The sequence below is a fragment of the Sporosarcina luteola genome, assembly GCF_007991495.1.
Taxonomy (GTDB): Bacteria; Bacillota; Bacilli; order Bacillales_A; family Planococcaceae; genus Sporosarcina; species Sporosarcina luteola.
In genome coordinates, this window is record NZ_BJYL01000025.1 from 1 (window position 1) to 11,418 (window position 11,418).

Here is an 11,418-nt window from a genome sequence, read left to right on the forward strand (position 1 = left end):
CATAAACATTTCACAGTTAAAATCAGCGATATTTGATTCCGGATTTGGTACGATGGGGAGAGAAAAATGAAGGGGAGAGAATGATGGCGACTGATTTGAATATATTTCTTGCATTCGGCGCGGGTTTTCTAAGCTTCATATCGCCGTGCGTCCTGCCGCTGTATCCGGCATTCATATCTTATATTACCGGTATGTCGATTGATGAGCTGAAATCCGATTCGAAACGGATGAACCGGAACGGAATGCTTCACACGATTTTCTTTTTACTTGGATTTTCAGTTGTATTCGTCTTTTTAGGGTTTAGCACATCATTTGTCGGGAACTTCTTTGTACAGTACAAAGATTTGCTGAGACAAGTTGGGGCCATTTTCATTGTTGTTTTCGGACTGATGGTCATTGGGTTGTTTACGCCTAAGTTTTTAATGAAAGAACATAGACTGCAATTCAAAAATCGCCCTGCAGGCTACTTGGGTACTGCTTTAATTGGACTTGCATTTTCAGCTGGATGGCAACCGTGCATGGGGCCAATCATTGGAGCGATCATCGGATTAGCGGCTGCGAATCCTGGTTCCAGCATGTTGTACATGATGATGTATGTATTAGGTTTCGCAATTCCATTTTTCATTTTGTCGTTTTTCATTACGCGGCTTGGATGGATTCGCAGAAACAGCAACCTTATTATGAAAATCGGAGGCTATGTGATGATTGCATTCGGTCTTCTGTTATTCTTTGATGGCATCACATTTTTAACAAGCTTACTCAGCCCGATTTTCGGGGATTTCCAAGGTTTTTAATTCCGATTATTGCCCCCATCTGAGCTCTAAGATACTGATGGGGGCAACTTGGATTTACTGCTAGAGAACGTATGCAATCGATGTTGAAGTGGAGGAATTGCCGATGAAAGAGGTCGGATCTTTTGAAAAATGGGTAGAAATATTGGCTACAGAGCCGCAAGTTTTGTTGTTTGTCAAAACGGATCATTGTTCTGTATGTGAAGGACTCTATCCGCAAGTAGCTGAACTTGAAAAGGACTATCCATTCCCTTTTTACAAAGTGAATGCAGCTCAAGTTCCTGAGATGGCAGGGCAGCTATCTTTATTCACCGCTCCTGTTGTCCTATTGTTCCATCAAGGAAGAGAAACAGCCCGATTTGCGAGGTTCGTTCAAATGGAACAGTTAAGACTTCGGATGGATGAGTTGACGGAGTGGGGGAATGAACATGCTTAAACTCCGCGAGCTCGTTGATTTTATTTTCACCGAAATTCCTTCTGTCTACTTAATCGTCGGATCGACGCTGTTGTTTCTTTTCATGGGAACGTTAGCGTTCTTCGTTAGAGCCAAGGCTGCTAAAAAACCGATTTCGCCGAAAAGGATCATTTTGCCGCCGCTGTTCATGTCGACAGGGGCGTTGATGTTTTTATTTGAAGAATTTTGGGTGCCCTTGCCCCAAGTGATTGAATCGATATGTGTCGGGTTGTTGTTTTCATTGATTTTGATTAAGACGACAAACTTTGAGAAAAAAGACGACAAGCTTTATTTGAAAAAATCAAGGGCTTTCCTGTTCATATTACTTGGCTTGTTAGTCATACGCCTCGTCGCAAAATTGATATTAAGCAGCTCCATTAATGTCGGAGAACTTGGCGGCATGTTTTGGACATTGGCATTTGCTATGATTTTGCCATGGCGGATCGGAATGCTTGTGAAATACTATCAACTGAAAAACAGTTAACGATGCTAAGCAAAAGAGGCCTCCTATTTAATATAGGATGGCCTCTCTTTTGAGTTATTGAAATAAGTGCTCATATGGCGTCATGTCAACCTTCATCTGATCCAATTTTTTTCGAAGGAAATTATGATCGCGTTTCGGCGTAGCGACAATGTAACCGTGGATAATATGATCAAAGCCGATTGTCTTTGCACGGTCTTTCAATGCGATTTCGCCGATTTTAGCGGCAATTTTCTGTTTCGCGACGTCTCGGAACAATTCTGGAACGGGGCTGACGAGTTCATTTAAAAGAGCTTTCGCTTCCTCATTCCAAAGATGAAGGGATTCATTCACATAATGTTCTTCCCAATCAAGCGTCGATTTGCCGTCCGCTTTCGGGAACACCTTCAAGAATTTACGGAACATGAAAAAGCCACCGATCCCGAAAAGACCAATAAGGACGACGCACCAGAAAATGATGAACCACATAAACAAATCTTGCAACTGTCTTCACCTCTTCCATTCTATTCACCATTATAAGAGCTTTTTTGAAAAAATACACGGACAAAGTATCCTTTTGTGTATTTCAAGTCTATATAACGTGTGAAAGGAGGGGAAAGCAGATGGCGACAATCGAATTCAGACATGCAGTTGGCAAGGTGTATTTTGACGCAGGAATGACGGAAGATGGGAAATTGATCCGAAAGACAAAATCCTATCGTCACGTTACAGAAGGAGTAGATGCAGATAATTTGCATAGTGCTCTTTCACAATTGGCACAGCTCTCCGAGTATCCATTTATCGGAGCGGAGAAAGTGGAAACAGCAGACATTATGAACTAATTGGAAAGGAGAGATGAAACATGGCGAAAACGCTACAATTAAACTTTGTAACGGCAGCTGGGAAACAGACATCGCTCACAGTCGATGAGCCGCGAGCCGATCTGTCACCAACTGAAGTGGAAGCGGCAATGCAAGAAATCATCAGCTCAGGGGTGTTTCAAGTGGACGGATCACCACTGGAAACAGTAAAAGGCGCCCGAATTGTCGAACGTACAGTAACTGATCTAATAAAAGCATGACAAATGGCTCTCCAGTAACATACTGGGGAGCTTTTAGTCTGTATGTAATAGATATAGGATTGAAGCGGAAATCCGTGCCAAGCGGTACCTTAATTCAACGTCTAAGTAAAGGAGAGTGTCAGCATGGAAGAATGGTTGAATTTTATACAACAGATTGGTTTTCCAATCTTTGTATCCTTTTATCTATTGCACCGGCTTGAGACGAAACTCGAAGCGATTCACAAAGCACTTGTTTCATTGAATGTGAAGTGAACTTCATCGAAACGTCAATGAAATGACAAGAAGGATAAGAATGAGCGGTTGTTTGATAAGGACCCATCCACTATGATAAAGTAAATATGGAAAGTGGAGGAGTCTGTATATGCGTAAAAAATTAGTTCTTTCAATTTTAGCAACGCTCATGATAGTATTGAGTGCGTGTTCAATGGGCGGGTTCAAAGCGGATCATAAGTACAAAATCGATTCCTTTGAGTTCACAAATCAACATAATGAAAAAGTTGCGCTGGACGATCTGAAAGGAACTGTCTGGATTGCCCAGTTCGTTTTTACAAATTGTGAAACGGTATGTTTGCCGATGATGGCAAATATGACGGATCTACAGCAACAATTGCATGATGCCGGCGTGGAGGACTATAAAATCGTCTCATTCAGCGTTGATCCAAAAAATGATACACCTGACGCATTACAAACCTATTTGGATGCATTCGATCCAGTTGATCAAAGCAAATGGGAAATGTTGACGGGTTACAGCCAAGATACAATTGAAGGCTTGGCAATCGGATCATTCAAAACGTTTGTAAGTAAAACGCAAGGGGTGGACCAAGTCACCCATGGCACTGCGTACAGTTTAGTCAATAAGGACGGAGTATCTGTTAAAACGTATAACGGAGCAGAGGACGTCCCTTATGACCAAATCGTCAAAGACATGAAAGCCCTCATTAAAGAGGAACCAAAATCTTAAAAGGGTAAACAGAAAAGGGTGGTGCAGTGAAGAAGAAGAAAAAGGGTCTATCAATCAAAACGAAAATCTTCATGATCGTTTTACTGATTCCCGTCGCTGTCATCACCTTCACGTTGTCGGCAATTATATGGACAGGCATTCAAAATCCTGAACTTATCAAGAAATCCGCAAGTACGTTGCTTGATTTTCAAGATCGGCATATCGCAACCGTCATTCCTGAAGAATATCTTCCTATTTACAAAGCTGCCGCGGATGAATACGGAATCCCTTGGACGCTTTTAGCCGCGCATCATCGGATTGAAACACGTTTTTCAACGATGGATCCACTTTTATCTCCGGCAGGAGCGGAAGGCCATATGCAATTCATGCCATGTACATTTGTTGGATGGAGCTATCCCGGTTGCGAAGGGCTCGGGAAAGGGGATATCCCTGAAAAAGACAAAACGGATCCAGCAGTCATTAAAAAGTATGGCGGCTATGGCATTGATGCCAATGGGGATGGAATTGCCGACCCGTACGATATTGAAGATGCGATTTTCAGTGCCGCCAATTATTTATCGAAGAGCGGGGCTGCTGACGGAGAGATTGAAAAAGCGATTTTCCATTATAATCATAGCGATAAGTATGTAGAAGACGTCCTTTGGTTTTTCAATGAGTTTGAAACCCAAAGGCTGGCAGAGGAATGAAAAAGAGCGTCAAGGGAGAAATCCCTCGGCGCTCTTTTTCTTTCTTATTTACATTTAAGTCGCTTTGCGCATAGATTTCATGATCAGGCTCACAATGAATACGAGAATGATCGCGCCTAACAATGCGGGTAGGATATAGAAGTCCGAAACTTTAGGTCCCCATGATCCAAGTAGCATTCCGCCAATCCAAGCACCAACGATCCCTGCAATAATGTTACCGATAATACCGCCAGGAATGTCTTTTCCTAAAATAAGGCCCGCGAGCCAACCGATAACACCGCCGATAATTAAAAACCAAATAAAGCTCATTTACTCCATCTCCTTTTTAGTGATTCATAATTGCTTCTGTAGTATATGAATATCCGATATTTCAATACCTCAAACATTTTCTGCAATAAAATCACTAAAAAGAGATGGTTCAGCGGATGACTTTAGCCCCTAATGTATTTTCAAAATGGCTGAGCGCCCACTCATGGCCCGCGGGATTAAAACTGGCTACGCCTTTTTCGTGGATGACAATGTCAAATCCTTTATTATAAGCATCTACTGATGTGTGGAGGATGCAAATATCGGTGCATACACCAACCAAATGCAATTCGTTTACACCGCGTGCTCGTAATTGCATTTCAAGATCAGTGCCTGCGAAAGCACTGTAGCGTGTCTTGTCCATCCAAAGAATTTCATCCTGATTTTCCTCATACAATGTACGAAGCGAGCCAAATGGTTCACGGCCTGCTGTTCCCCTAATATTATGAGGAGGGAATAGCTTGGTCTCCGGATGAAATGGGTCGTCTTTCTCGTGGACGTCCACAGGCATGATGACAAGCTGCCCTTCATTCAGAAATGTTCTCGTTAAATCCGTTATATAGTCCTCAAGATCAATACCTGGCTGACCGCATGTCAGTGCCCCGTCTTCCGCAACGAAATCGTACGTATAGTCAATTACTAATAAAGCCTTCTCCAACATGTACACCCTCTCTACTTGTCTATACACCTATCATGACATATTTCGTTAAACTTTTCAGCAATAAATTTCGGCTGTCAAATCTTTGCGTTGAATTGGTTATCAGAATATACTTGACTAAATAGAAGATTCATAAGGGGATGGGAATTGTGAATGCTGCATTGAATGCATATGCTTCCATTGCACGGCCATTTGCTTGCATCGATTTGGATGCTATGGATTGGAATATCAGTATGGTGAATAAACTTGCCGGATCAAAAAAGATTCGGATTGCTACGAAATCGGTCCGTTCTGTCGAGCTCATGCAGTACATAGCTGAAAGATTACCTAATTTTAACGGGTGGATGACATATGATTGTACTGAAACACTTTTCCTGCTTGAAAAAGGATTTGATCATCTATTGTTAGGTTATCCACAAATGGAAAGGGAATCGGTTCTGTTACTGCTTCCATACATTGAAAACGGCTCGAAAGTGGTCTTTATGGTCGATTGTGAAGAGCAATGGAAGTTTTTGAATGACATTGGCGAAAAGTCTAGTGTTAAATTAGAAATTTGCATTGACTTGAACATGTCGGATGATTTAAAGTGGATCTATTTTGGTACACGTCGCTCCTCATTGAAATCTTTGAAGGATGTAGAAATGTTGTTACAGAAGTGTAACGGGTTTTCATCGACTGAACTTGTAGGGGTAATGGGTTATGAAGCGCAGATCGCAGGTGTTCCGGACAGACCAAACGTCAAATGGCAAGGTCCTGTCATTCGCAGATTGAAAAAAAGTTCAACAAAAAAAGTGGGCGCCTATCGGAAAGCAGCCGTTGAAATGATCCGGCAAACATGCCAAACGCTTCGCTTTGTTAATGGCGGAGGTTCCGGAAGCCTCGATTTCACCCCTCAAGCTGAAGAGGTGACTGAGGTGACAGTCGGCTCCGCTTTTTACTTCCCTTCATTATTTTCAAGATATGATGAGACGCCGTTTAAGCCTGCGACTGCGTTTGCGTTAAAAGTGACAAGGAAGCCAACGGATGGATTTATTGTATGCCATGGCGGAGGGTATATTGCATCGGGAGCAAGTGGAAACGATAAAGCGCCTGTCCCTATTTGGCCTGCGAATCTAGCGTTGTTGAGAGATGAAGGAGCCGGAGAAGTCCAGACTCCATTAGCAGATAAAGACAGGAAACTGCAAATAGGGGATACAGTGTTCTTCCGTCATGCAAAAGCCGGGGAATTATGTGAACGGTTCACAGAATTACATGCGAGGCGTGGAGAACGTTATGTGAAATCTTATAAAACATACAGGGGAGAAGGCGGATGTTTCCTATGAAAGAAGTTATGAGTGAAAAATGGATGAATTGGTCACGGAATATCGTTGCCACTCCAGAATACTTTCACTATCCAGAATCCATAAGCGAAATTCAACAAATTGTGGATAGCTGTCGTATACGGGGAAAGACTTTGAGGGTCGTTGGCGCAGGGCATTCTTTCAGTCCCGTTGCAAAACCTGATGATGAAGCCCTTTCCTTGGACCGGATACAAGGACTTCTGTCAATTGATCGAACAGCGAGCGAAGCGACGTTTTGGGCGGGGACATACCTATATAAGGCAGCACCGTTGCTTGCATCTGTCGGTATGGCTCTGGAGAATATGGGGGATATACAAGAGCAGACGATAGCCGGCGCAATCAGTACAGGAACTCACGGAACAGGGAAGGCATTCGGGTCTTTATCCTCTCAAGTTGTAGCGTGGACATGGATTGACGGAACAGGAACAGTAAGGCATCATAGGCGAGACGATGATGATCTTTCCAAAGCGATCAGTCTTTCTCTTGGCATGTTAGGCGTCCTCATCAAAGTGACCATCCGTACCGTTCCGCTTTATAGTTTAGCTGTGACGAATGAACGCAGAGGCTTTCAAGACGCAATGACGGAATGGGATCTCAATATTAGCAAACATAGACACTTGGAGTGGTTTTATTTCCCCGGGGTTGACACGGTCCAAGTAAAAAAAATGGACCAGGTTTCATTGGTGAAAAAAAGCTTTTCATCCAAATCCATCGATCTGTTTAAAAATGGCATGATCGAAACGGTAGGCTTTAAAGCAATTTCTGAACTTGTACGACTCAGACCAAGATTTTCGAGGATAATGACAAAATTTGCGGCAACGAACATTCCAACGGGGGTGTCCGAGGGATATTATCATGAAATATTCCCATCCCCCCGGCTTGTCAAATTCACGGAATGTGAATACGCCATCCCTCTCGAATCCTTTGAAGCATGCATGCAGGAAATGCACGAATTCCTGAAGGCACATCCTTTTTATGTCCATTTTCCAATTGAATGCCGCGTAACAGCAGGTGAAGATGCGTTCCTAAGTCCGACACAAGGAAAAGAGTCAGCATTTTTGGCTTTTCATATGTACAAAGGAATGGACAATCGCCCATACTTCAAATGGGTGCAATCCATCATGAAGAAATACGGAGGCCGTCCGCATTTCGGTAAAATGAATAACTTGAACGCCAAAGAAATGGAAAGCCTCTATCCAAACCTTGACCGATTCAATGAAATCAGGCAGGAAAATGATCCCGAAAATGTGTTTTACACGCGGTATTTTAGAAATCTAATTGGATAAAGTAAGCAACTTGTTTAGGATCATTTCTTTAGTTCGCTTTGGAGAGATTAAGAGGTCATTATGTTTTCTTATGAAAGACTATAAATTATAAGTATTTTACTTATGAACGTTGCTGTAATATGATGGAGTAGAGAAAAGATGCTTACTCACGACCTTTTCAGTAGATAAAGGAGGAATTCACAAATGGCGAAAAGTAATTTGCACAACAGCCGCAAATCTTTCGAGCTAAACGGTAAGACGTATAACTATTACCATCTGAAAGCTCTGGAAGAAGCAGGCGTTGCGAATATTTCCAAACTGCCTTATTCAGTAAAAGTGCTACTTGAATCCGTCCTACGCCAATACGACGGCTATGTTATTAAAGATGATCACGTTGAAAACTTGGCAAAATGGGGCAAAGACGCGGATAAAGATGCGGAAGTACCGTTCAAACCATCACGCGTTATCCTACAAGACTTCACTGGTGTTCCAGTAGTAGTCGACCTTGCATCCCTTCGTTCAGCAATGGCTGAAATGGGTGGAAATCCTGATAAAATCAATCCCGAAATCCCGGTTGACCTCGTCATCGACCACTCGGTACAAGTTGACCGATACGGTTCAGACGATGCACTTCGCTTGAACATGGAACTTGAATTCGAACGTAACGCTGAACGTTATCAATTCCTAAGCTGGGCACAAAAAGCATACGATAACTATCGCGCAGTGCCGCCAGCAACTGGTATCGTTCACCAAGTTAACCTTGAGTACCTTGCAAGCGTTGTTCACGCAATTGAAAACGAAGATGGCACATACGAAACATACCCAGATACTTTAGTCGGAACAGACTCCCATACAACAATGATCAACGGTATCGGTGTTCTTGGGTGGGGTGTTGGTGGAATCGAAGCTGAAGCAGGAATGCTTGGACAGCCTTCTTACTTCCCAATCCCTGAAGTTATCGGTGTGAAATTGGTTGGAGAACTTCCAAACGGCACAACTGCAACAGACCTTGCGCTTAAAGTGACACAAACACTTCGTGCACATGGCGTTGTTGGTAAATTCGTTGAGTTCTTCGGTCCTGGCGTATCGAAACTGCCACTTGCAGATCGCGCGACAATCGCGAACATGGCTCCTGAATACGGCGCAACTTGCGGTTTCTTCCCAGTTGATGAAGAGTCTCTTGACTACATGCGTCTAACAGGACGCGACGAAGATCATATCCAAGTCGTCAAGAAATATCTTGAAGAGAACGATATGTTCTTTACAGTCGATAACGAAGAGCCTACGTATACGGAAGTTCTTGAAATCGACCTTGCAAAAATCGAAGCAAACCTTGCGGGTCCTAAGCGTCCGCAAGATATGATTCCGCTAACAGAATTACAACGTTCATTCAAAGACTCCGTTGTAGCTCCTGAAGGTAATCAAGGCTTCGGTTTGACTCCGAAAGAATTCGAAAAGCAAGGTACTGTCGAGTTCACGGATGGCCGTACGGTCGGCATGAAAACAGGAGATCTAGCAATCGCAGCAATCACTTCTTGTACGAACACTTCCAACCCTTACGTTATGTTAGGTGCGGGACTTGTTGCGAAGAAGGCTGTCGAAAAAGGACTTACACCACCTGCATACGTGAAAACATCACTTGCACCAGGTTCGAAAGTCGTTACAGGTTATTTGCAAGATTCAGGCCTGAATAAATACTTGGATCAAATCGGTTTCAACACAGTCGGTTACGGATGTACGACATGTATTGGGAACTCCGGTCCGCTTCTTCCTGAAATCGAAAAAACGATTACAGAAAACGACCTATTAGTTTCTTCCGTACTTTCCGGTAACCGTAACTTTGAAGGACGTATCCACCCACTCGTGAAAGCGAACTACTTGGCTTCACCACCGCTTGTTGTCGCTTACGCACTTGCTGGTACTGTCGATATCGACTTCGAAAAAGATCCGATTGGTAAAGCATCAGACGGCACAGATGTATACTTCAAAGATATCTGGCCAACATCGGAAGAAGTGAAGGAAGTCGTAAAATCGACAGTAACACCTGATCTATTCCGTAAAGAATATGCCCGCGTATTCACTGAAAACGAAGCATGGAATGCAATCGAAACAACTGATGATTCCTTGTACGATTTCGATGAAAACTCGACATATATCCAAAACCCGCCGTTCTTCGAAGGTCTTTCAAAAGAGCCTGCTGATATTCAAGCTCTTGGCGGACTTCGCGTCATCGGGAAATTCGGTGATTCCATTACGACGGACCATATTTCTCCTGCAGGTGCGATCGGTAAAGATACACCAGCTGGTAAATACTTGCGCGAACGCGGTGTAGAGCCACGTTACTTCAACTCATACGGTTCACGCCGCGGTAACCATGAAGTGATGATGCGCGGTACATTCGCAAACATCCGTATCCGTAACCAAATTGCAAAAGGCACAGAAGGCGGATTCACAACGTACTGGCCGACAAAAGAGATCATGCCAATCTATGATGCTGCGATGAAGTATCAAGAAGACGGCACAGGTCTTGCAATTATTACAGGTAAAGACTACGGAATGGGCTCTTCACGTGACTGGGCTGCAAAAGGTACTTCATTACTAGGTATCAAAACAGTCATCGCTGAAAGCTATGAGCGTATCCACCGTTCAAACCTTGTCATGATGGGTGTTCTTCCTCTTCAATTCATGAAAGGGGAAAGCGCTGAAACACTTGGCCTTACAGGCGAAGAAGAAATCAGCGTAAACATCGCGGAAGGCGTAAAACCACGCGATATCCTGAAAGTGACAGCAACAGCTAAAGACGGTTCTGTGAAAGAGTTCGACGTACTAGCACGTTTCGACTCTGACGTAGAAGTAGACTACTACCGTCACGGCGGAATCCTTCAAATGGTTCTTCGTGATAAAATGAAAAATAACTAATAAACATTTAAAAGCAAAGCAATTGGGGACACAATCCGCATATGGATTGGTGTCCCTTTTTTGTTGTTGCAACAAAGTTTATGAAACCTTACAACGCTTGGTTAGCGAATTAACGACATCACATATATTTACATGCTGATGTTAATCAGTGTGTAGAATAGTCATCGCGGAGAATTCAGAAGTGAATAAAAGTATTGAAAAGAATAGGAGTTTTTGTGCTAAAATAGATTTTGAGTAGTCGGCTTATTCAACAAAGGGACGATTATCTACAACTAAACTGTTGCTTTCCGTTCCGGCGCACGCTTTCCGCGGGCACGGCTTCAGCCTCCTCGTCGCGAAGAGCATGCTCCTGTGGGGTCTTCAGCTCGCGCTGTTCCCGCAGGAGTCGGCGCCTGCACTACAAGCAACGGAGAGTATTATAGATGACCATTCAACAAAAAATTTTAAACTAACTGGCCATTTTCCTTAATTGTATGGAACTAATTTTATAACCAATC

General features: G+C 43.2%; 14 protein-coding genes. 11 read left to right on the forward strand and 3 right to left on the reverse strand.

What is annotated here, in order from left to right:
• Positions 1-83: 83 nt before the first annotated feature.
• From SLU01_RS09915 to SLU01_RS09925, 3 genes are all read left to right on the forward strand, one after another.
• A complete protein-coding gene (locus SLU01_RS09915; RefSeq protein ID WP_147057821.1) occupies positions 84-794 on the forward strand; it encodes a cytochrome c biogenesis CcdA family protein in 711 nt (236 codons plus the stop codon).
• Between the two features lie 103 nt (positions 795-897).
• Positions 898-1,227: a thioredoxin family protein gene (locus SLU01_RS09920; RefSeq protein ID WP_147057823.1), complete on the forward strand. Its 330-nt coding sequence runs from the start codon at positions 898-900 to the stop codon at positions 1,225-1,227.
• Positions 1,220-1,729: a CcdC family protein gene (locus SLU01_RS09925; protein ID WP_246110948.1), complete on the forward strand. Its 510-nt coding sequence runs from the start codon at positions 1,220-1,222 to the stop codon at positions 1,727-1,729. The genes SLU01_RS09920 and SLU01_RS09925 overlap by 8 nt, the downstream gene beginning before the upstream one ends.
• Positions 1,730-1,783: 54 nt before the next feature.
• On the opposite strand, the gene SLU01_RS09930 is transcribed toward SLU01_RS09925, so the two are convergent.
• Positions 1,784-2,194 carry a DUF2621 domain-containing protein gene (locus SLU01_RS09930; protein ID WP_147057825.1) on the reverse strand — a complete coding sequence of 137 codons (411 nt, stop codon included), beginning with the start codon at positions 2,192-2,194 and terminating at the stop codon, positions 1,784-1,786.
• Positions 2,195-2,328: 134 nt separating this feature from the next.
• On the opposite strand from SLU01_RS09930, the gene SLU01_RS09935 reads away from it, so the two are divergent.
• The 5 genes from SLU01_RS09935 to SLU01_RS09955 all read left to right on the forward strand — a co-directional run bounded on the left by SLU01_RS09935 (position 2,329) and on the right by SLU01_RS09955 (position 4,433).
• Positions 2,329-2,547 carry a DUF1659 domain-containing protein gene (locus tag SLU01_RS09935; protein ID WP_147057827.1) on the forward strand — a complete coding sequence of 73 codons (219 nt, stop codon included), beginning with the start codon at positions 2,329-2,331 and terminating at the stop codon, positions 2,545-2,547.
• A 20-nt stretch (positions 2,548-2,567) separates the two neighbouring features.
• Positions 2,568-2,786, forward strand: a complete 219-nt coding sequence (locus SLU01_RS09940; RefSeq protein ID WP_147057829.1) for a DUF2922 domain-containing protein — start codon at positions 2,568-2,570, stop codon at positions 2,784-2,786.
• Positions 2,787-2,909: 123 nt separating this feature from the next.
• Positions 2,910-3,038 carry a YvrJ family protein gene (locus SLU01_RS09945; RefSeq protein WP_147057831.1) on the forward strand — a complete coding sequence of 43 codons (129 nt, stop codon included), beginning with the start codon at positions 2,910-2,912 and terminating at the stop codon, positions 3,036-3,038.
• A 109-nt stretch (positions 3,039-3,147) separates the two neighbouring features.
• A complete protein-coding gene (locus SLU01_RS09950) occupies positions 3,148-3,747 on the forward strand; it encodes an SCO family protein (protein WP_147057833.1) in 600 nt (199 codons plus the stop codon).
• 26 nt (positions 3,748-3,773) lie between these two features.
• Complete coding sequence (locus SLU01_RS09955; protein ID WP_246110949.1) at positions 3,774-4,433, forward strand: lytic transglycosylase domain-containing protein; 660 nt, start codon at positions 3,774-3,776, stop codon at positions 4,431-4,433.
• Positions 4,434-4,487: 54 nt separating this feature from the next.
• On the opposite strand, the gene SLU01_RS09960 is transcribed toward SLU01_RS09955, so the two are convergent.
• Both SLU01_RS09960 and SLU01_RS09965 read right to left on the reverse strand, forming a co-directional pair.
• Positions 4,488-4,742, reverse strand: coding sequence for a GlsB/YeaQ/YmgE family stress response membrane protein (locus SLU01_RS09960; protein ID WP_147057835.1), 255 nt, complete (start codon positions 4,740-4,742; stop codon positions 4,488-4,490).
• Between the two features lie 109 nt (positions 4,743-4,851).
• Positions 4,852-5,400, reverse strand: a complete 549-nt coding sequence (locus SLU01_RS09965) for a cysteine hydrolase family protein (RefSeq protein ID WP_174842639.1) — start codon at positions 5,398-5,400, stop codon at positions 4,852-4,854.
• Positions 5,401-5,546: 146 nt separating this feature from the next.
• Here SLU01_RS09965 and SLU01_RS09970 point away from each other — a divergent pair, with 146 nt between their 5' ends.
• The 3 genes from SLU01_RS09970 to acnA all read left to right on the forward strand — a co-directional run bounded on the left by SLU01_RS09970 (position 5,547) and on the right by acnA (position 10,921).
• Complete coding sequence (locus SLU01_RS09970; RefSeq protein WP_246110950.1) at positions 5,547-6,719, forward strand: alanine racemase; 1,173 nt, start codon at positions 5,547-5,549, stop codon at positions 6,717-6,719.
• Positions 6,716-8,023, forward strand: coding sequence for a D-arabinono-1,4-lactone oxidase (locus tag SLU01_RS09975; RefSeq protein WP_246110951.1), 1,308 nt, complete (start codon positions 6,716-6,718; stop codon positions 8,021-8,023). Before SLU01_RS09970 ends, SLU01_RS09975 begins: the two co-directional genes overlap by 4 nt.
• Positions 8,024-8,206: 183 nt before the next feature.
• Positions 8,207-10,921, forward strand: coding sequence for an aconitate hydratase AcnA (gene acnA, locus SLU01_RS09980; RefSeq protein ID WP_147057840.1), 2,715 nt, complete (start codon positions 8,207-8,209; stop codon positions 10,919-10,921).
• Positions 10,922-11,418 lie beyond the last annotated feature (497 nt).